This is a genomic window from Pseudomonas sp. FFUP_PS_473 (genome assembly GCF_002858665.1).
Classification (GTDB): Bacteria; Pseudomonadota; Gammaproteobacteria; order Pseudomonadales; family Pseudomonadaceae; genus Aquipseudomonas; species Aquipseudomonas defluvii.
Genome location: NZ_PJQQ01000014.1, coordinates 44,119 through 63,534, shown reverse-complemented (window position 1 = coordinate 63,534; position 19,416 = coordinate 44,119). Strand labels below are relative to the sequence as shown.

17 protein-coding genes and 1 pseudogene are annotated in these 19,416 nt (G+C 60.6%); 4 read left to right on the top strand and 14 right to left on the bottom strand.

The window, feature by feature from the left end; genetic code table 11:
- Positions 1-120: 120 nt before the first annotated feature.
- From dtd to hutC, 9 genes are all read right to left on the bottom strand, one after another.
- On the bottom strand, positions 121-558 hold the full coding sequence (gene dtd, locus CYD26_RS11790) for a D-aminoacyl-tRNA deacylase (protein ID WP_102052687.1): 438 nt from the start codon (positions 556-558) through the stop codon (positions 121-123).
- Positions 555-1,526, bottom strand: a complete 972-nt coding sequence (gene pip, locus CYD26_RS11785) for a prolyl aminopeptidase (protein ID WP_102052686.1) — start codon at positions 1,524-1,526, stop codon at positions 555-557. The genes dtd and pip overlap by 4 nt, the downstream gene beginning before the upstream one ends.
- Positions 1,527-1,627: 101 nt before the next feature.
- Positions 1,628-2,431 carry an N-formylglutamate deformylase gene (hutG, locus tag CYD26_RS11780; protein ID WP_102052685.1) on the bottom strand — a complete coding sequence of 268 codons (804 nt, stop codon included), beginning with the start codon at positions 2,429-2,431 and terminating at the stop codon, positions 1,628-1,630.
- A gap of 11 nt (positions 2,432-2,442) precedes the next feature.
- On the bottom strand, positions 2,443-3,648 hold the full coding sequence (gene hutI, locus CYD26_RS11775) for an imidazolonepropionase (protein ID WP_099773360.1): 1,206 nt from the start codon (positions 3,646-3,648) through the stop codon (positions 2,443-2,445).
- Between the two features lie 15 nt (positions 3,649-3,663).
- A complete protein-coding gene (locus CYD26_RS11770; RefSeq protein WP_102052684.1) occupies positions 3,664-5,067 on the bottom strand; it encodes an amino acid permease in 1,404 nt (467 codons plus the stop codon).
- 85 nt (positions 5,068-5,152) lie between these two features.
- Positions 5,153-6,685, bottom strand: coding sequence for a histidine ammonia-lyase (hutH, locus tag CYD26_RS11765; RefSeq protein WP_065760642.1), 1,533 nt, complete (start codon positions 6,683-6,685; stop codon positions 5,153-5,155).
- 67 nt (positions 6,686-6,752) lie between these two features.
- Positions 6,753-8,417, bottom strand: coding sequence for a urocanate hydratase (gene hutU / locus CYD26_RS11760; RefSeq protein WP_176717446.1), 1,665 nt, complete (start codon positions 8,415-8,417; stop codon positions 6,753-6,755).
- A 369-nt stretch (positions 8,418-8,786) separates the two neighbouring features.
- Positions 8,787-9,359, bottom strand: a complete 573-nt coding sequence (locus CYD26_RS11755) for a HutD family protein (RefSeq protein ID WP_102052683.1) — start codon at positions 9,357-9,359, stop codon at positions 8,787-8,789.
- Complete coding sequence (hutC, locus tag CYD26_RS11750; RefSeq protein WP_177442432.1) at positions 9,356-10,066, bottom strand: histidine utilization repressor; 711 nt, start codon at positions 10,064-10,066, stop codon at positions 9,356-9,358. Before hutC ends, CYD26_RS11755 begins: the two co-directional genes overlap by 4 nt.
- Positions 10,067-10,209: 143 nt before the next feature.
- Between hutC and CYD26_RS11745 the strand changes: the two genes are divergently transcribed.
- Positions 10,210-11,574 carry a formimidoylglutamate deiminase gene (locus CYD26_RS11745; RefSeq protein ID WP_102052682.1) on the top strand — a complete coding sequence of 455 codons (1,365 nt, stop codon included), beginning with the start codon at positions 10,210-10,212 and terminating at the stop codon, positions 11,572-11,574.
- A 36-nt stretch (positions 11,575-11,610) separates the two neighbouring features.
- Here the strand turns inward: CYD26_RS11745 and CYD26_RS11740 are convergent, their stop codons facing one another.
- Together CYD26_RS11740 and CYD26_RS11735 are read right to left on the bottom strand one after the other, a co-directional pair.
- Positions 11,611-12,183: a lipocalin family protein gene (locus tag CYD26_RS11740; protein WP_102052681.1), complete on the bottom strand. Its 573-nt coding sequence runs from the start codon at positions 12,181-12,183 to the stop codon at positions 11,611-11,613.
- The gene (locus CYD26_RS11735) at positions 12,180-12,434 is read right to left on the bottom strand and encodes a hypothetical protein (protein WP_065760637.1); all 255 of its coding nucleotides are present in this window, start codon (positions 12,432-12,434) and stop codon (positions 12,180-12,182) included. Before CYD26_RS11735 ends, CYD26_RS11740 begins: the two co-directional genes overlap by 4 nt.
- A 225-nt stretch (positions 12,435-12,659) precedes the next feature.
- Between CYD26_RS11735 and CYD26_RS25905 the strand changes: the two are divergent.
- Positions 12,660-13,697 (top strand): annotated as a pseudogene (locus CYD26_RS25905) (cache domain-containing protein); the annotation flags it as partial.
- Positions 13,698-13,721: 24 nt separating this feature from the next.
- Positions 13,722-14,552 carry a methyl-accepting chemotaxis protein gene (locus CYD26_RS25900; protein WP_371917219.1) on the top strand — a complete coding sequence of 277 codons (831 nt, stop codon included), beginning with the start codon at positions 13,722-13,724 and terminating at the stop codon, positions 14,550-14,552.
- 36 nt (positions 14,553-14,588) lie between these two features.
- On the opposite strand, the gene CYD26_RS11725 is transcribed toward CYD26_RS25900, so the two are convergent.
- The 3 genes from CYD26_RS11725 to CYD26_RS11715 all read right to left on the bottom strand — a co-directional run bounded on the left by CYD26_RS11725 (position 14,589) and on the right by CYD26_RS11715 (position 18,793).
- The gene (locus CYD26_RS11725) at positions 14,589-15,185 is read right to left on the bottom strand and encodes a DUF924 family protein (RefSeq protein WP_065760635.1); all 597 of its coding nucleotides are present in this window, start codon (positions 15,183-15,185) and stop codon (positions 14,589-14,591) included.
- A 4-nt stretch (positions 15,186-15,189) separates the two neighbouring features.
- Complete coding sequence (locus CYD26_RS11720; protein WP_065760634.1) at positions 15,190-16,200, bottom strand: class 1 fructose-bisphosphatase; 1,011 nt, start codon at positions 16,198-16,200, stop codon at positions 15,190-15,192.
- A gap of 142 nt (positions 16,201-16,342) precedes the next feature.
- Entirely contained in the window at positions 16,343-18,793 is a 2,451-nt protein-coding gene (locus tag CYD26_RS11715; protein ID WP_102052679.1) for a glycogen/starch/alpha-glucan phosphorylase, read from the bottom strand.
- Positions 18,794-18,989: 196 nt separating this feature from the next.
- Here CYD26_RS11715 and CYD26_RS11710 point away from each other — a divergent pair, with 196 nt between their 5' ends.
- A complete protein-coding gene (locus CYD26_RS11710; RefSeq protein WP_065760654.1) occupies positions 18,990-19,394 on the top strand; it encodes a YkgJ family cysteine cluster protein in 405 nt (134 codons plus the stop codon).
- Positions 19,395-19,416 lie beyond the last annotated feature (22 nt).

The window sequence follows — 19,416 nt, the reverse complement described above, 5'->3', positions numbered from 1 at the left end:
GCGAACGCCGATCTTGGTAGCGCGCGATTATCTAGCAGGCGGCGCTACAACGCATCAGGGCAACACAACTATTTCTGCTAGAACCCTCCTTTTTTCCTGCAAAAAAGGAGGTTTTCAGCCTTATATTTGTAACATAAATGTTACGGGGCCATCATTGACCAGATGTACCTGCATGTCGGCACCGAAACGCCCGCTTTCAACTGTAGCGTGCAACGCCCTCGCCTGCCCCAGCAAGTACTCGAAAAGCTCCGCGCCCAGCGCAGGTGGTGCAGCGCTGGAGAAGCTCGGGCGCAATCCGCTCTGTGTATCAGCCGCCAGGGTGAACTGCGAGACCAGCAGCAAGCCGCCCTGAATGTCCTTGAGCGACAGGTTCATCTTGCCCCGCTCATCACTGAACACGCGGTAATTGAGCAGTTTGTGCAGCAGCTTGTCGGCATGGGCGCGGGTATCGCCCGGCTCGACTGCAACCAGCACCAGCAATCCCTGGTCGACCGCCCCGACAATCTCTGCGTCCACCTCAACGCGTGCGCTACGCACGCGCTGCAACAGGCCCTTCACGCTTCTTCCAGTGGCAAGTCCAGCAAACGCCGGGCCATTTGGTCGGCAGCACGCACCAGCGCATCGGTGATACCCGGCTCAGACGCCGCATGCCCTGCATCGCGAATCACCTTCAGCTCGCTGTTTGGCCAGGCCTGATGGAGCTCCCAGGCATTATCCAATGGGCAGATGACATCATAACGACCATGCACGATCACTGCAGGCAGGTGGGCGATCTTCGGCATGTCGCGAATCAGTTGGTCGGGCTCAAGGAATGCATTGTTCATGAAATAATGGCATTCGATCCGCGCAATAGACAACGCGCGCTGAGGCTCGGAGAAGCGGTCGACGACCAACGGGTTGGGCCGCAGGGTAGCGGTACGCCCTTCCCAGGTCGACCAGGCCTTGGCGGCATGCATCTGGGCAATTTGATCATTGCCGGTCAGGCGCTTGTGGAAAGCCTGGACCAGGTTGCCGCGTTCCTCGGCCGGAATCGGCGCGATGTAGTCCTGCCAGTAGTCAGGGAACAAGCGGCTGGCGCCACTCTGGTAGAACCACTCGATTTCCTGTGGGCGGCACAGAAAGATACCGCGCAGGATCAAACCCTGTACGCGTTCGGGGTGAGTCTGGGCATAGGCCAAGGCCAGGGTCGACCCCCAGGAGCCACCGAACACCACCCACTTGTCGATACCCAGGTGCTTGCGAATGCGCTCAAGGTCCTCGACCAAATGCCAGGTGGTGTTGTTCTCAAGGCTGGCATGCGGTGTCGAGCGCCCGCAGCCGCGCTGATCGAAGGTAATGATGCGGTACAGGTTCGGGTCGAAATAGCAGCGACTCTGTGCATCACACCCTGCTCCCGGCCCACCGTGGATAAACACCACCGGCAACCCCTCGGGCGAACCGCTCTCGTCAACATACAGCACATGCGGCGCCTCCACGGCCAGATCGTGTCGGGCGTAGGGTTTGATCTGCGGGTACAAGGTCTGCATTACGCACTCCGTGTGGGGGAATTATTCTGCCGTTGGGCATCATAAACCCGAATTGCGCTTTGAGCATGCCCCCCGCAACATCTGACACCGCATAAAACCGTTCACACTGCGTAGTGCGCCTTGCCCCAGGTCACTGCTGCGTTGAGCAGGCGTTCCAGCACCTGCTGGGTGGGTTGCGCCAGATCCTCGCGATAATGGAACGGCTCGACTTCCTCCATATAGGTAGTCTGCGCCAACTCCAGCTGTACCGCATGAATGTGCCTGGCCGGGTCACCATAGTGACGGGTGATATGCCCACCCTTGAAGCGCCCGTTCAGCACATGGCTGTAACCCTCGGCGCAAGCGCACACCGCTTGCAACTGCTCGGCGAGTTGCGGGTCGCAGCTGGCCCCATTGAACGTGCCCAGGTTGAAGTCCGGCAGCGTGCCGTCGAACAGGTGCGGGACGTGCGAGCGGATCGAGTGGGCATCCCACAGCAGCGCGTAGCCGAACTGCTCACGCAGACGCGCCAGTTCCTGGCGCAACGTGTCGTGATACGGCCGCCAGATACGCTCAAGATAGTCAGCTCGCTCGCGGGCCGATGGCGTCAGCCCGTCCTTGAACAACGGCGTACCGTCGAACAGGGTGGCCGGGTACAGCCCGGTGGTGGCACCGGTATACAGCGGCTGGTCATCGTCTGGACGGTTGAGGTCGATGACAAACCGCGAATATTCGGCGGAAACAATGCTGGCGCCCATGCTCACCGCAAAGTCATACAACCGTGGAATGTGCCAATCGGTATCCGGCAGGCTGCGTGCCGGTTCGATCAGGCCGGCCTCGACTGCCGGTGTCAAACGCACGCCGGCATGGGGCATGCTGATCAATAGCGGCAAGGTGCCTTGGTGAAAGTTCAGAACCTTATCCATAAAGACGCTCTTCAAAAATGGGTTTCAAGGCCATGGCGAATGACCCGCTTGGGTAAGTCGCCGCCCAACCAATAGGACAGGTCGGCAGGACGCTCGATGTCCCAGGCAATGAAATCGGCGACCTTGCCCACTTCCAGCGACCCGTGACTGTCGCCCAGCCCAAGGGCGCGGGCAGCATGCAGGGTCACCCCGGCCAGGGCTTCTTCCGGCGTCATGCGGAACAGCGTACAGGCCATGTTCATCATTAGACGCAACGACAGCCCTGGCGAGGTCCCGGGGTTGAGGTCGGTGGCGATGGCGATCTTCACACCGTGCTTGCGCAAAGCGTCCATCGGCGGCAGCTGGGTTTCACGCAGGAAGTAGAAAGCGCCGGGCAACAGCACCGCAACGGTGCCGGCTGCCGCCATGGCGATGGCGTCCTCCTCGGTCATGAACTCCAGGTGATCCGCCGACAATGCCTGATAGCGCGCCGCCAAGCTGGAGCCGTGCAGCGACGACAGTTGTTCGGCATGCAATTTGACCGGCAGGCCCAATTCACGGGCTTTTATAAACACCCGCTCGACCTGGGCCGGGGAAAACGCCAGGTATTCACAGAACGCATCCACGGCGTCGACCAGCCCCTCAGCGGCCAGAGCCGGGAGCATTTCAGTGCAGATGTGTTCAATGTAGTCGTCTGCCCGACCGGCGAACTCCGGCGGCATGGCGTGCGCCGCCAGGCAGGTACCGCGCACCGTCACCGGCAACTCAGCGCCCAGCCGACGAATGACCCGGAGCAACTTGCGCTCACTGGCCAGGTCCAGGCCATACCCGGACTTGATTTCGACGGTGGTCACGCCATCGCGCAACAAGGCCTGCAGGCGTTGCCGAGCGCTGGCGTACAACTGTTCTTCCGTAGCGGCGCGCGTAGCGCGCACGGTGCTGGCGATACCACCACCCTGGGCGGCGATATCGGCATAGCTGACACCTTGCAAGCGTTGCTCGAACTCGCCACTGCGGTTACCGCCGAACACGGTATGGGTGTGGCAGTCGATCAGGCCCGGGGTTACCCAGGCACCGTTAAGCTCGACCACCCTGGCATCTGCCGTGACCGGCAGGGACTGGCGCGGGCCGATCCACTCGATCCGCTCGCCGGACGTCAAAATTGCCGCATCCTCGATGATCGAGTAAACACCTTGCGCCATGCTTGCCACATGGCAGTGCTGCCAGAGGGTTTTCATGCACCGTCTCCGTGACTATCGTTGAGTGTTGGACAATACCTGAGCAGGCGCCACAGCCACGCGCGGCTTGCACCAGAGCAGGTAAGAGGCAACCAGGAACACCACCCAGACCACGCCGACGAGCAGCGCTGCCTGTGTATCCGGGAAATAACCCAGCACACCGAAGATGAACACCATGAAGGCGATCGCTGCCGCTGGACCATAGGGCCAGAACGGTACCGGGAACTTCAGTTGTGCGGCTTCTTCACGGCTCATGCTGCGACGCATGGCGACCTGGGTCACCAGAATCATCAGCCAGACCCATACCGTGGCGAACGTGGCAATGGAGGCGATCAGCAGGAAGACGTTTTCCGGGATCAGGTAGTTCAGCACGACGCCGCTCAGCAGTGCCACACCCATGACCAGTACGGTCATCCATGGCACACCTTGACGGGAAACCTTGGCGAACCCCTTCGGTGCCTGACCTTGCTGAGCCAAGCCGTACATCATGCGCCCAGCGGCAAAAATATCGCTGTTGATCGCCGATACCGCCGCCGAGATCACCACAATGTTCAGCACGGCCGCAGCCGAACCGATCCCCAGATTGCTGAAAATCTGTACGAACGGGCTACCTTGGGTACCGATCTGCGGCCACGGGTAGAGGCACATCAGGACGAACAGGGTCAGCACATAGAACAGCAGTATCCGCAGCGGAACAGCATTGATCGCCTTGGGCAGCACGCGCTGAGGGTCTTTCGCTTCGCCTGCAGTGATACCGATGATCTCGATACCGCCAAAGGCAAACATCACCACGGCAAACGAGGCGATCAGGCCGCTCACGCCATTGGGCATGAAGCCGCCGTGGGCCGTCAGGTTGACGATACCACTGACCGTGTCGCCATTGGCGCTGCCCAGCCCGAAGAGCATGATGCCGAAGCCGGCCAGGATCATCGCGACGATGGCAACGACCTTGAGCAGCGACAGCCAGAACTCCATCTCGCCATAGACCTTGACGTTGCACAGGTTCAGCCCGCCGATCAGGAAGACAATACCCAGCACCCAGATCCAGCGCGCGACTTCGGGGAACCAGAAGCCCATGTAAATGCCGAAGGCCGTCACGTCGGCCAAACAGACAATGACCATTTCAAATGCGTAGGTCCAGCCGAGCACAAACCCGGCCATCGGCCCCAGATAGGTGGAGGCATATTGACCGAACGAGCCCGAAACCGGGTTGTGTACGGCCATTTCCCCCAGGGCGCGCATGACCATGAAGACGGCAGCACCGCCGATCAGGTAGGCCAGCAGCACTGCCGGGCCCGCCATCTGGATCGCCGAAGCAGAGCCGTAGAACAGGCCCGTACCAATGGCCGAGCCCAGGGCCATGAAACGAATATGGCGAGCCGTTAGCCCGCGTTTGAGTCCTTGCGATTGAGATTGCATTTCGCGGTCCTGATTATTTTTGTAGGCGAAAAGCGGTACGAGCCCTTTCGGGCCCGTACGGCAAAGGCGATATCAGCCCAACGGATCAGAGGCTCGGCAGAACGCCAGCCGGCAGCAGACCGTTCAAGTGCCCTTCAGCCAGCAAGGCGCTGGCCGCCTCGATGTCCGGCGCGAAGAACCGGTCCTTTTCGTAATAAGCGACCTTGCTGCGCAGCAGTTGACGAGCCGTTTCCAGCTTCGGCGAGGTCTTCAGCCCTTCACGCAGGTCCAGGCCCTGGCAGGCGGCCAGCCATTCCACGGCGAGGATGCCGCGAACGTTGTCAGCCATTTCCCAGAGGCGCTTGCCAGCAGCCGGCGCCATCGACACGTGGTCTTCCTGGTTGGCCGAGGTCGGCAGGCTGTCGACACTGTGCGGGTGAGCCAGGGCCTTGTTCTCGCTGGCCAGCGCTGCTGCCGTGACCTGCGCGATCATGAAGCCGGAGTTGACCCCACCATTGGCCACCAGGAACGGTGGCAGCTGCGACATGTGCTTGTCCATCATCAGCGAGATACGGCGCTCGCTCAGCGAGCCGATCTCGGCAATGGCCAAGGCCATGTTGTCGGCAGCCATGGCCACCGGTTCGGCGTGGAAGTTGCCGCCGGAAATCACGTCGCCCTCTTTGGCGAATACCAGTGGGTTGTCCGATACGGCGTTGGCTTCGATGACCAGTACTTCGGCCGCCTGACGGAACTGGGTCAGGCAAGCCCCCATGACCTGAGGCTGGCAACGCAGCGAGTATGGGTCCTGGACCTTGCCGCAATGCTCATGGGACGCCGAGACTTCACTGCCGTCACCCAGCAGGTCACGGTAGCAGGCCGCTGCGTCGATTTGACCGCGCTGACCACGGGCGGCGTGAATCCGCGGGTCGAAAGGCGAACGCGAACCGAGCACGGCTTCAACGGTCAGGCCACCGCAGGCCATGGCCGCTGCGAACAGGTCTTCACCCTGGAACAGGCCACGCAGCGCGTAGGCCGTGGACGCCTGGGTACCGTTGAGCAGGGCCAGGCCCTCCTTGGCAGCCAGGGTCAGCGGTTCAAGCCCTGCTACTGCCAGTGCTTCGGTCGCCGACAGCCACTGGCCTTTATGACGAGCCTTGCCCTCGCCCAGCAGAACCAGCGACATGTGCGCCAGCGGCGCCAGGTCACCGGATGCCCCCACCGAACCCTTGAGCGGGATGTGCGGGTAAACCTCGGCGTTGATCAGCGCGATCAGCGCATCGATGACCTTGCGGCGGATGCCCGAGAAACCACGGCTCAGGCTGTTGACCTTGAGCACCATGATCAGGCGCACCAGCTCATCGCAGATCGGCTCGCCGACACCTGCGGCGTGAGACAGCACCAGCGAGCGCTGCAGGTTTTCCAGGTCATGGCTGGCGATACGGGTCGACGCCAACAGGCCAAAACCCGTGTTGATGCCGTAGGCGGTACGGTTTTCCGCAAGAATCTGCTCGACGCAGGCAACGCTGTCGTCGATCTGCTGGTCGGCGCTGGCATCCAGCTTCAGTTTCAGCGGGTTCTTGTAGATGGCACGCAGCTGAGCCAAGGTCAGGGTGCCAGGCTTCAGGGTCAATTCAGTCACGTTGTTGCTCCGCTACAGAGAGGCGATTACGCCTGTCGTTAATTCAGTATCAACCATTGCGCGCCAATCAGCGCGTAATCATCGGCAGGTTCAGACCTTGTTCCTTGGCGCAATCGATGGCGATCTGATAACCGGCATCGGCATGGCGCATCACGCCAGTGGCCGGGTCGTTGGTCAGAACGCGAGCGATTCGCTCGGCTGCCTCGTCGGTACCGTCACAGACGATGACCATGCCGGAGTGCTGCGAGAAGCCCATGCCGACACCACCGCCGTGGTGCAACGAGACCCAGGTCGCGCCGCTGGCGGTGTTGAGCAGTGCGTTGAGCAATGGCCAGTCGGACACAGCGTCGGAGCCATCCATCATCGATTCGGTTTCGCGGTTCGGGCTCGACACCGAGCCCGAGTCCAGGTGGTCACGACCAATCACGATCGGTGCCGACAACTCGCCGCGGCGAACCATCTCGTTGAAGGCCAGGCCCAGTTTGGCGCGCTGCCCCAGACCAACCCAGCAGATACGTGCTGGCAGGCCCTGGAAGCTGATGCGCTCACGGGCCATTTCCAGCCAGTTATGCAGATGCGCATCGTCAGGGATCAGTTCCTTGACCTTGGCGTCGGTCTTGTAGATGTCTTCGGCGTTACCCGACAAGGCCGCCCAGCGGAACGGGCCGATGCCACGGCAGAACAACGGACGAATATAAGCCGGTACGAAGCCTGGGAAGTCGAATGCGTTTTCTACGCCTTCTTCCTTGGCCATCTGACGGATGTTGTTGCCGTAGTCGAAAGTCGGAATGCCCTGCTTCTGGAAATCGAGCATGGCCTGAACGTGCACGGCCATCGACTGCTTGGCCGCCTTGACCACGGCAGCCGGCTCGGTTTGTGCGCGGTCACGGTACTGTTCCCAGGTCCAGCCTGCTGGCAGGTAGCCGTTGAGCGGGTCATGGGCGCTGGTCTGGTCGGTGACCATGTCTGGACGCACGCCGCGCTTGACCAGTTCAGGCAGGATTTCAGCCGCGTTACCGTGCAGGGCAATGGAAATGGCTTTGCCTTCAGCGGTGTACTTGGCAATGCGCGCCAAGGCGTCGTCCAGGTCATTGGCCTGTTCGTCGACATAGCGGGTGCTCAGGCGGAAGTCGATGCGGCTCTGCTGGCATTCGATGTTCAGCGAGCAGGCACCGGCCAGGGTTGCGGCCAGCGGCTGCGCGCCACCCATGCCACCCAGGCCGGCGGTCAGTACCCACTTGCCCTTGAGGCTGCCGTTGTAGTGCTGGCGGCCGGCCTCGACGAAGGTTTCATAGGTGCCTTGAACGATGCCCTGGCTACCGATGTAGATCCAGCTGCCGGCAGTCATCTGGCCGTACATGGCCAGGCCCTTGGCATCCAGTTCGTTGAAGTGCTCCCACGTGGCCCAGTGCGGCACCAGGTTGGAGTTGGCGATCAACACGCGTGGGGCGTTGGCGTGGGTCTTGAACACGCCGACCGGTTTGCCGGACTGCACCAGCAAGGTTTCGTCGTCGTTCAGGTTGGTCAGGCTTTCGACGATCTTGTCGTAGCACTCCCAGTTACGCGCCGCACGGCCAATGCCGCCGTACACCACCAGCTCTTTCGGGTTTTCCGCGACTTCAGGGTCGAGGTTGTTCATCAGCATGCGCAGCGGCGCTTCGGTCAGCCAGCTTTTGGCGGTCAGCGTAGTGCCGCGCGGGGCGCGAATTTCGACGTCACGGAATTTGTTCATGTTCTTGTCAGTCACGGTAACGGCTCCTCAAGCGATCGATCCCGCCCAGCCCAGGCTGTGGGCGAGCGTGCCAGCGGTGGCAGGCAAATTCGGGATGGCAGTAGGGCTGCCATGCACACTCATACAAACACATATTTACTTGTATGTACAAGCATAGGCAATTGAAGTGCCAACTTCTCCGACGAACTGCCAAAGAGGCACGCCACGGCCAACGCAGCGCAAGAAATCCGGGGTTCTGGCAGCAAAAGAAAACGTATGGGAGGGGGACAGGGGTGCAGAACAACGCCGTCAGACAAGGTGGCGTTGCACCACCTTGGGTCAATCAGTAACACACCCGCGCGCAACTCATCAGTAACCGCGGTAACAATCTCAGCAGTGGCTCAGCTCGATCAGGCAGCAGTGACCACTCAGCTCAAGCGCCTGCAACCCCGCGTTTCCTTCGACCTGCAGACAGTCGTGGCGTGACAGCGTCTGCACCGCATGCCCGCCCAACGCAGCACGAACCTGCTCGCCAGCAGCGAAGACCAACAGCGTCTGCGCCGAACTGAAGAGACGACTCTCACCCTCAAGCCATTGCAGGCGTGCGCGGTAACGCTGCGGCGCATAGATCAGGTTGAAATCGCGGATCGGCCCACCCAACAAGCGGCAGCTCACCTGGCTTTCACCTGAGAACATGAAGGCATCGAAGGGCAACAGTGCACGGCTTGCCTCACCATCGACCTGCAGCACCATGCCGTCACCTTGCAGCACGGTGATGATCCGCTGGTATCCGGCAAAGCTGGAGAAGCCACCCGACTCGGCAATATCGGCAATCGACAGGCGCCAGCCAAAGCCCTCAAGCCCCTCTCCGGCGTCACGGGCGATTTCTTCGGTGCTGCCACCACCATTCTTCCAGGGCATGCGGGGGTAATTGACCGCGCGAAGTACCTGCATCTGACTCATTTACTGAAACGTCCTTCCAAACGATGACGGGAACCAGGGTGAATCAACCGTGCCGCCGTCACCGGCTGACGGCCGGACCACGTGCGACGTCGAATCAGCAGGCACGGCTCGCCCTGCTCGATCTGCAGCAGACGACATTCCTCCGGCTCAGCCAGAATCGCCTCGACCACATGCTCGCCCTCGGTCAGGGGTGCCACCTGGGACAGGTAGGCATAAGGGGTCTGCACGGTGAAATCCTGCTTGAGGTAGTCCGGTGCAACCTGAGCATTGACGAAGCGGTCTTCGATTTGCACCGGAATGTCGTTCTCGTAATGCACGATCAACGAATGGAACACCCGCTGACCTTCGCGCATATCCAGTGCCAGCGCCCGCTCGGAGCCGGCGGCCTCTTCAGCCAGGGTCACCACCTTGCAGGTGTGTTTGTGACCCCGCGCGGCGATCTCGTCTGCAATGTTGTTGACGTCGAACAATGCGGAACGGGTCTTGGGCTCGGCAACAAAGGTCCCGACGCCCTGCATGCGCACCAACAGCCCCTCGGCTGTCAGCTCGCGCAGTGCGCGGTTAATGGTCATGCGACTGAAGCCCAGCTCACTGACCAGTTCGCTTTCCGACGGCACACGGTGGTGCGGTGGCCAGCTACCGTTCTTGATTTGCAGGGCAATCATTTGCTTGACCCGGGCATACAGCGGCGCCGGCCCCTCGCCCATTTGGGCAACCAGCGCGGAGACAGGTGGTGTCGGCACGTCGAGATCCTTGTTCAAAATGAGTACTCCATAGATTGCCGGAGTTTACCCAGCAGGCAAACGTCTGTATATGTATATACAAATAAACAAAACGAGGTGCCGTGTCGATGTCCGTCTTCTTTGCCGAACGTGCTTTGCTGCCTACCGGCTGGGCCAACAATGTCCGCATCGAGGTCGGTACCGACGGCCGAATCGGCCGCGTCCATACCGATGCCTCGGCCGAGGGCGCCGAACGCGTGGCAGGCCCACTGCTGCCGGGCATGCCAAACCTGCACTCACATGCCTTCCAGCGCGCCATGGCCGGCCTGGCTGAAGTGGTTGGCAACCCCAATGACAGCTTCTGGACCTGGCGCGAACTGATGTACCGCATGGTCGGCCAGATCAGCCCGGAACAACTGGAAGTGATTGCCCGCCAGTTGTACATCGAGATGCTCAAGGCCGGATACACCTCGGTCGCCGAGTTCCACTACGTGCACCACGATGCTGATGGCACTCCCTATGCCGACCCGACGGAACTGTCCCAGCGTATCAGCCAGGCTGCCAGCCACAGCGGCATCGGCCTGACCCTGCTCCCCGTGCTCTACAGCCACTCAGGTTTCGGTGGCCAAGCGCCCACCGATGGGCAGCGCCGCTTTATCAACAACACCGAGCAGTATCTGCGGCTACACGAGCGCCTGGCACCACTGCTGGCGCAGCAACCCGCGCAACATTTGGGGCTGTGCTTCCACTCGCTGCGCGCCGTCACTCCGCAACAGATCGCTCAGGTCATGGCCGCCAGCGACCCACACTGCCCTGTGCACATACACATTGCGGAGCAACAGAAAGAAGTCGACGACTGCCTGGCCTGGAGCGGCCGACGCCCACTGCAATGGTTGTACGAGAACACCGAGGTTGATCAGCGCTGGTGCCTGGTCCATGCCACCCACGCCGAAGCCGACGAAGTCGCGCTGATGGCGGCCAGCGGCGCGGTAGCTGGATTGTGCCTGACCACCGAGGCCAACCTGGGCGACGGCATCTTCCCTGCAGTCGACTACCTGGCCCGTGGCGGTCGCCTGGGTATTGGCTCGGACAGCCATGTTTCGCTCAGCGTGGTGGAAGAACTGCGCTGGCTCGAATACGGCCAACGCCTGCGCGACCAGCGACGCAACCGACTGTACCGTGCGGAGCAGCCGATGGTTGGGCGCACACTGTTCGATGCAGCCCTCAGTGGCGGAGCACAAGCATTAGGGCAGCCGGTGGGCACGCTGGCAGAAGGTCACCGCGCCGACTGGCTGGTGCTCGACGGCAACGACCCCTACCTGGCAACGGCCAAGGGCGATGGCATCCTCAATCGCTGGCTGTTTGCCGGAGGCGATCGTCAGGTCCGCGATGTGATGGTCAACGGCAAATGGGTGGTACGCCAAGGCCATCATGCCGCCGAAGAACAGACCGCCCAGGCCTTTACCCGTGTGCTGAGAGAACTGTTGGGCTGACGCGGGAGTTGATGCAGGGGCCAGCCAGGCAAGCAATCACGGCTGCCTGGCAATATCCTGATCAGACACTCGCCAGATCAAGCGCGTCGTGTCGTACCCCTGCTGGCGTGCCTTGGCCAGCAGGCTTTCGCGCTCATAGGCCGGTACCGTCGGCCTGCGCGAGAGCAGCCAGAGGTAACGCCGGTTCGGGTTGCCAACCAGTGCGGTCTGGTAGTCATCGTCGAGGTACAACACCCAATAGTCGCCCTTGGCGACGCCCGGCAGCAGTCTCGAGAACCAGTTATCAAACTCGACCCAGAGCTTGTCGGTCTTGCCTGGCACCTGTGGCGTGGCGGTACCGCTTGCCTCCTGCCACTCCCCTTCTAAGGTGCGACAGCGATTGAGAACGCCGACATTGCCATCTGGCTTGAGGCTGTAATGCGCTTCAGATTGCGCACAATCACGCTGGAAGAACATCGGCAAACGCGCCAGTTCATACCACGTGCCCTGGTAGCGCTTGAGGTCGACACGCTCGACTGTCTTGGGCGGCAGTGGCCCGCTATCAGAGTGCGCGCAACCGCCAAGAAGCAGAGCCGCGCTCAGCCCCAGCAGGTGAGAGAGTCGTTTCATTTGAGCCCCTGTCCTGAGTACATCAATACATTGTCACCCGCAAACTGGATACTGATGAAGGTGTCTTTGTCACCCCAGGTACAGCTGGAGATGCCCAACGCACCTGAGCAATCAGTTGGCTTGCCGAGCAGCTTTTCAACGTCGACCTTTGCCATGCCCGCCTTGAGCCGTGAGTAGTTTTCCTGATTGATTTTGTTGCACGCAGTCAGAAACACGCACAAGGACAACAGAGCGAGGGAACGCAACGACATGAAAGGTCACTCCTGAACATGAGGGGGCTGGGCGGATAGCCTGCCATCAGCTTAGAAGGGGAAAAGCCCCTGTGGTTCCCCGCAGTAGAACATTGATCGATGACGTTGGTCGGCTCAGGTGAAATGAGCATTAATCTTTTTTACCGCTTGGACGACACCTAGAGTGCGCTGCGACCTTTTGCCGCGCCCTCACCATTGATTCGCCTTGCGTAAAAAGACCTCGTAATGACCAAAAACCTGAAGTTCAGCCACAAGATCCTTCTCGCTGCCGCCCTTGTGGTCGTCGTCGCCTTCTCCGGCTTCATCCTGTTCAACGATTACCGGCAACGCGAGGCCCTGCGCGACAGCACCGAAGCATCGATGCAGGAACTGGGCAGCCTGACCACCAGCAACATCCAGAACTGGCTAGGCAGCCGTATTCAGATCCTGAATTCTCTGGCTCAGCAAATTGCCGTGGACGGCACCCAAAAAGACAGCCTGACACGCAGCATTGAGTTGTCGGTCTATAGCGATAACTTCCTGATGACCTACTTCGGTGGCGAGGATGGCAGCATGTTGTCAGTGCCTGCCGGAAACCGTGCTGCCGACTATGACCCACGCGCCCGTGGCTGGTACAAGGCTGCCAGCAACGCCAACAGCACCATTATCACCGAGCCCTATGTATCGGCCTCCATGGGCAAGCTGGTCATTACCATTGCGACCCCGGTGCAGCATGATGGCCGGCGGGTTGGGGTGACGGGTGCCGATACAGGCCTGGACACCATCAGCTCAATCATCAATGCCTTGAACTTCGATGGGCATGGCCGCGCGTTCATCGTCGGCAGTGACGGCAAGATCCTGATCCACCCGGACAGCTCGTTGAACCTGAAGACACTGGCCGATGTGTACCCACAAGGTGCACCGACTATTGGCAGCGGGCTCAAGGAGGTTGAAGTCAATGGGCACAAGAAGTTCATCAGCTTCACGCAGGTCAGCGGCATTCCGTCGGTCAACTGGTACGTCGCACTGGAACTGGACCAAGAGGCGGCCTTTGCCATGCTCGGCGAGTTCCGCACCTCGGCCATGATTGCCATGGCGATTGCCGTGCTGATCATCATCGGCCTGCTCGGCATGCTGATTCGCGTGCTGATGGAGCCGTTGCATGTGATGGGCCGTGCGATGCACGACATTGCCGAAGGTGAAGGCGACCTGACCAAGCGGCTGCGCATCCATGCTCAGGACGAATTCGGTGCATTGGGGCAGTCGTTCAATCGCTTTGTCGAACGCATCCACGAGTCGATCCGCGAAGTGTCCTCGGCTACCGGCCAGGTCAATGAAGTAGCCACCCGCGTGGTCAGCGCCTCGAACGCCTCGATTCAGAATGCCGACCAGCAGGCCAGCCGGACCAACAGTGTTGCTGCAGCCATCAACCAGCTCGGCGCCGCCGCACAGGAGATCGCGCAAAACGCCGCGCTAGCGTCGCAACACTCCAGTGAAGCGCGCAACCTGGCCGAAGACGGTCAGCAGGTGGTTGATCAAACCATTTCGGTGATGAATCAGCTGTCGACGAAGATCAGCGACTCCTGCGGCAATATCGAAACCCTGAACGCCAACACGGTGAACATCGGGCAAATCCTCGACGTCATCAGTGGCATTTCCCAACAGACCAACCTGCTGGCGCTTAACGCTGCCATCGAAGCAGCGCGTGCCGGTGAAGCCGGGCGTGGTTTCGCGGTGGTGGCCGATGAAGTGCGTAACCTTGCCCATCGCACCCAGGACTCAGCGCAGCAGGTACAACGGATCATCGAAGAACTGCAGAGCGGGGCGCGGGATGCGGTCAACACCATGACCGAAAGCCAGAGCCAGAGTGAACGCAGTGTCGGTATCGCCAATCAGGCCGGTGAGCGCCCGGGCAGTGTGACCCAGCGGATCAGCGAGATCGATGGCATGAATCAATCGGTCGCTACGGCCACCGAGGAGCAGACCGCCGTGGTGGAGTCGATCAACGTCGACATCACCGAGATCAACACGCTGAATCAGGAAGGGGTGCAAAACCTGCAAACCACTCTGCAGGCGTGCAATGACCTGGAACACCAGGCCACACGCTTGAAACATCTGGTCGGCAGTTTCAGGATCTAAACAGCGCTGCATCGCCGGCCAGGCCGGCGTTGTGCCTTAGAACCGAGAGCCCGGCTCCAGCAGGAAGTCCATTTCCTCGTCGGTGCTGGGCCGACCGAGTACCAGGTTGCGGTGCGGGAAGCGCCCGAAACGGGTTATGACGCGCTGATGCTGCTCGGCATAATCGAGAAAACCCTCGAACAGGCGACGATCAGACTCAGGCTGAGCCGCCAGCAACAGCCGGTAACGCTCGACGCAGATATTCTGCCAGTCCAGCACTTCGGCATGTTCCAGCACCAGCAGGATGAACACCCGCTGGATCGGCAACAGCTGATAATCCCAGGCCTTGTCCAGGCCCTGCATCACCAGCACCTGTGCGCGCCGGTCGCCATCGAAGGCTCGCGGCGTATCGCGATAGATCATCCGCGGCAGTTGATCCAGCAACAACACAAGGCCCAACCAACCCTGAGGGCTTTGCAACCACTCATCCAGGCCGCCAGCCAGTGCCTGCTCGACCAGATCACCGAAGCGCTCATGCGCCTCGGCATCGTGGTGCTTGCCGAACCACAAGGTGCTCTTCTCGTCAGCCACGTCTTGAGGGCTGGTGCCCCAACCGAACCACCACTCCAGTAACGGCTGCCAAGGTGCGAGCATGGAATTACTCCTTGTGGTAGCCGGTCACGCGCTCGACTTCCTGCTTGGAGCCGAGGAACACTGCAACGCGCTGGTGCAGGCTGTCTGGCTGAATGTCGAGAATACGCTGATGACCGTCAGTGGCAGCACCACCGGCCTGCTCGATGATGAACGACATCGGGTTGGCTTCGTACATCAGGCGCAGCTTGCCCGGCTTGGAAGGCTCGCGGGAGTCACGTGGGTACATGAACAGGCCGCCACGGGTCAGGATGCGGTGCACATCGGCAACCATCGACGCGATCCAGCGCATGTTGTAGTTCTTTTTCAGCGGGCCGGTTTCGCCTTCCAGCAACTCGCCGACATAGCGCTGTACCGGGGCTTCCCAGTGACGCTGGTTGGACATGTTGATGGCGAACTCGGCGGTGCTTTCCGGCACGCTGATGTTCTCGTTAGTCAGGACGAAGCTGCCCAGCTCGCGATCCAGGGTGAAGCCTTTGACGCCATCACCCAGGGTCAGGATCAGCATGGTCTGCGGGCCATAGATCGCGTAACCGGCAGCAACCTGCTTGGTGCCTGGCTGCAGGAAGGCTTTCTCGTTCAGGCTTTCGTTCTGGCTCAGGTACTCATTCGGGCAACGCAGTACCGAAAAGATGGTGCCGACCGACACGTTGACGTCAATGTTCGAAGAGCCGTCCAACGGGTCGAACACCAGCAGGTAGGCACCCTTCGGGTATTTGCCCGGGATCTGGTAGGCGTTGTCCATTTCCTCGGACGCCATGCCGGCCAGGTGGCCGCCCCACTCGTTGGCCTCAAGCAGGATATCGTTGGAAATCACGTCCAGTTTCTTCTGGACTTCGCCTTGCACGTTTTCAGTGCCCATGCTGCCGAGGACGCCGCCCAGGGCGCCTTTGGAGACGTGGTGGCTGATCTCCTTGCACGCACGCGCCACCACTTCGATCAGGAAGCGCAGATCGGCAGGGGTACTGTTGCTGCGGGTCTGCTCAATCAAATAGCGACTCAGGGTAACGCGGGACATGTAAGGCTCCGAAGGAAGGGGGTAGTAAAAAACCCACGCAGTTTACAGGGAGAGTGAAGCGCTAGCGAGCAATAGGACGGGCTCGTCTGATCAGACGGCACATTGGCCCGAGAGTTCACCCCCTCGGGCCACATGCAGCCACTCACTCCAGCGCATGCCAGATCTCGGTGGCGTACTCGCGAATGGTCCGATCCGAAGAGAACCAGCCCATACGCGCACTGTTGAGTACCGCCGAACGCCACCACAGCTCAGGTTCGCGCCACAACGCCTCTACGCGCCGCTGCGCCTCCCAGTAGGCGTCAAAATCGGCGCACACCAGGAAGCGGTCATAGGCCAGCAGCGAGTCGATCAACCCGACGTACCGCGATGGATCATCCGGCGAAAACACTCCGCCACGAATGGCATGAAGCACATCATTGAGGCGGTGTGAGGCGGCTGCAGTGGCATGGGCGCTGAAATCGCCACTGCGCTTGCGTGCTTCGACCTGCTGGGCGGTGAGGCCAAAGATAAACATGTGCTCGGCACCGACCTGCTCGGACATCTCGACGTTGGCGCCATCCAGCGTGCCGATGGTCAAGGCGCCATTGAGGCCGAACTTCATATTGCTGGTGCCAGACGCCTCATAACCAGCAGTGGAGATCTGCTCGGACAAGTCTGCTGCCGGAATGATGCTCTCCGCCAGGCTGACGTTGTAGTTGGGCAGGAATACCACCTTGAGCTGGCCCCGCACCGTCGGATCGTTATTGACCACCTTGGCAATGTCGTTGGCCAGCTTGATGATCAGCTTGGCCTGGTGGTAGCTGGCTGCCGCCTTGCCCGCGAACAGTTTCACCCTTGGCACCCAGTTGGTCTCGGGCTCGGCACGGATCGCCTGATACAGCGCCACGGTATGTAACAGGTTGAGCAGTTGGCGCTTGTACTCGTGGATGCGCTTGACCTGCACATCGAACATCGCCTCAGGGCTGATGGTGATACCCAAGCGGTCCTGAATCATTTGCGCCAGTACCCGCTTGCTGTGCAGGCGCTGCTCGGCGAAACGCTTGCGGAAGCCGGCCTGTTCAGCGAAAGGCTCAAGCCCCCTCAAACGGGTCTCCGGGTTGTCGAGCAAGTCGGCACCGAGTGCCTCCACCATCATGCCGGTCAAGCGTGGATTGGCCTGGTAGAGCCAGCGGCGAAAGGTGATGCCGTTGGTCTTGTTGTTGATCCGGTCGGGGTACAACTTGTGCAGTTCGGCAAACACCGTGCTGCGCATCAGCTTGGAATGCAGCGCCGAAACACCGTTGACGCTGTGTGACCCTAGAAACGCCAGATTACCCATGCGCACACGGCGCCCGTTGTCCTCTTCAATCAGCGAGACCGCCCGCAGTACATCGAAATCATGGATGCCCTTGGCCCGCAGGGCGTCGATATGGAAGGCATTGATCAGGTAAATGATCTGCATGTGCCGTGGCAGCATCCGCTCCATCAGGCCCACCGGCCAGGTTTCCAGCGCTTCGGGCAATAGCGTGTGATTGGTGTAGGCCAGGGTATCGACAGTCAACTGCCAGGCGGTATCCCAAGGCACTTCGTGTTGATCGACCAACAGCCGCATCAACTCAGCCACGGCAATCGAGGGGTGGGTATCGTTGAGCTGGATCGCCACCTGCTTGGGCAGGTTAAGGAAGTCATCATGCATGTTCAGGTGGCGGCGCAGCAGGTCCTGCAGCGAGGCCGAAACGAAGAAGTACTCCTGGCGCAACCGCAACTCCTGACCGGCTTCGGTGCTGTCGGCAGGGTACAACACCCGCGAAATGCTCTCGGCGCGCGCCACCTCAGCCACGGCACCCAAGTGGTCACCGGCATTGAAGCGCTCCAGGTGCAGTTCTTCCAGCGCCCGCGCCCGCCAGAGGCGCAACGTGTTCACACTGGCGCCACGCCAACCGACGACCGGCGTGTCGTACGCCACCGCGCGTACCGTCTCGGCCGGCCACCATACTTGCCGGGAAGATCCGTCAGCCTGCTTGACGGTCTCCACGCTGCCACCAAAACTGATGGGGTAAATGACTTCGGCCCGTTCAAATTCCCAGGGGTTACCGAAATCCAGCCAGTTTTCAGTCTGCTCCTGTTGCCAGCCATCGACGACCGCCTGACGGAACAGACCGTGCTCATAACGGATGCCGTAGCCGTGCGCCGCAATACCGAGCGTTGACATGCTTTCCATGAAACAGGCTGCCAAGCGCCCCAGGCCACCATTGCCAAGGGCAGCATCCGGTTCGAGCAGGCGAATACGCTCCAGGTCAACGTTCAACCCGGTCAAGGCTTCACGTGCAACGTCAAGCAAGCCCAGGTTGCTCAGGCTGTCATACAGCAGGCGACCGATCAGGAACTCCAGTGACAGGTAATAGACCCGTTTCTGGTTACTTCGGTAGATCTCCCGCGTATGGTCCATCCAGTGGTTGACCATATGATCACGGGCCGCCAGGGCAATGGCTTCAAACCAGTCATGGTCGAAAGCGTGCTCCGGGTCCTTGCCAACCGCATACGTCAGTTTGGCCAATACAGCGGCGCGGAAGGCCGCCACCTCTTCGTCACGAGCAAGCGTTTCCTGAGACATTCGTCGTCCTCAAGCAGGTTGACGTTCGGGTGCGATCTATCAGCCTAGACGCTCCAGCACAGACCGACAGCCCTGGTTCGTGGTTTTCTGCGTGACGCCAGAAACTTTCATCGAGAAAAACCGGCAAATGGTTGTTCATTCTTTCACCAACCCCGGTATCATCGCGCGCCCGTATGACCGCCGAAAGTCGAACCCGATGAAACCGACCCTGATCGCAGCAGCTGAACTAGACCGCCTGGATACCTGGCAAAAATATGCCAGCCACATGTGTGGAGGCTGCATGTCCAGTTGCTGCACCCTGCCAGTGGAAGTGCGCATCAAGGACTTGATCCGTATCGGGGTGGTCGACGAATTTGAAAAGGACGAGCCGCCGAAGAACGTTGCCAAGCGGCTGCAAAAGGAAGGGATTGTCGAGCGCTTCAATCAGAAGTCGGGCATCTTCACCCTGGCGCGGATGAGCAACGACGATTGCCTGTACCTGGACCGCAAGAGCCGCCTCTGCACCATCTACGACAAGCGCCCGGACACCTGCCGCAACCACCCGAAAATCGGCCCTCGGCCGGGCTATTGCGCCTACAAGCCAAAGCCTCCAGCGCGCTAAGCGCTACCAACGGGTAGTCGTC

What these genes read in the sequence shown, in the direction of transcription:
- pip (WP_102052686.1), bottom strand. Translation starts at nt 1,526, where the DNA reads ATGCAGACCTTGTACCCGCAGATCAAACCCTACGCCCGACACGATCTG.
- hutG (WP_102052685.1), bottom strand. Translation starts at nt 2,431, where the DNA reads ATGGATAAGGTTCTGAACTTTCACCAAGGCACCTTGCCGCTATTGATC.
- hutI (WP_099773360.1), bottom strand. Translation starts at nt 3,648, where the DNA reads ATGAAAACCCTCTGGCAGCACTGCCATGTGGCAAGCATGGCGCAAGGT.
- CYD26_RS11770 (WP_102052684.1), bottom strand. Translation starts at nt 5,067, where the DNA reads ATGCAATCTCAATCGCAAGGACTCAAACGCGGGCTAACGGCTCGCCAT.
- hutU (WP_176717446.1), bottom strand. Translation starts at nt 8,417, where the DNA reads ATGAACAAATTCCGTGACGTCGAAATTCGCGCCCCGCGCGGCACTACG.
- CYD26_RS11755 (WP_102052683.1), bottom strand. Translation starts at nt 9,359, where the DNA reads ATGAGTCAGATGCAGGTACTTCGCGCGGTCAATTACCCCCGCATGCCC.
- hutC (WP_177442432.1), bottom strand. Translation starts at nt 10,066, where the DNA reads ATGGGCGAGGGGCCGGCGCCGCTGTATGCCCGGGTCAAGCAAATGATT.
- CYD26_RS11745 (WP_102052682.1), top strand. Translation starts at nt 10,210, where the DNA reads ATGTCCGTCTTCTTTGCCGAACGTGCTTTGCTGCCTACCGGCTGGGCC.
- CYD26_RS11740 (WP_102052681.1), bottom strand. Translation starts at nt 12,183, where the DNA reads ATGAAACGACTCTCTCACCTGCTGGGGCTGAGCGCGGCTCTGCTTCTT.
- CYD26_RS11735 (WP_065760637.1), bottom strand. Translation starts at nt 12,434, where the DNA reads ATGTCGTTGCGTTCCCTCGCTCTGTTGTCCTTGTGCGTGTTTCTGACT.
- CYD26_RS11725 (WP_065760635.1), bottom strand. Translation starts at nt 15,185, where the DNA reads ATGCTCGCACCTTGGCAGCCGTTACTGGAGTGGTGGTTCGGTTGGGGC.
- CYD26_RS11720 (WP_065760634.1), bottom strand. Translation starts at nt 16,200, where the DNA reads ATGTCCCGCGTTACCCTGAGTCGCTATTTGATTGAGCAGACCCGCAGC.
- CYD26_RS11715 (WP_102052679.1), bottom strand. Translation starts at nt 18,793, where the DNA reads ATGTCTCAGGAAACGCTTGCTCGTGACGAAGAGGTGGCGGCCTTCCGC.
- CYD26_RS11710 (WP_065760654.1), top strand. Translation starts at nt 18,990, where the DNA reads ATGAAACCGACCCTGATCGCAGCAGCTGAACTAGACCGCCTGGATACC.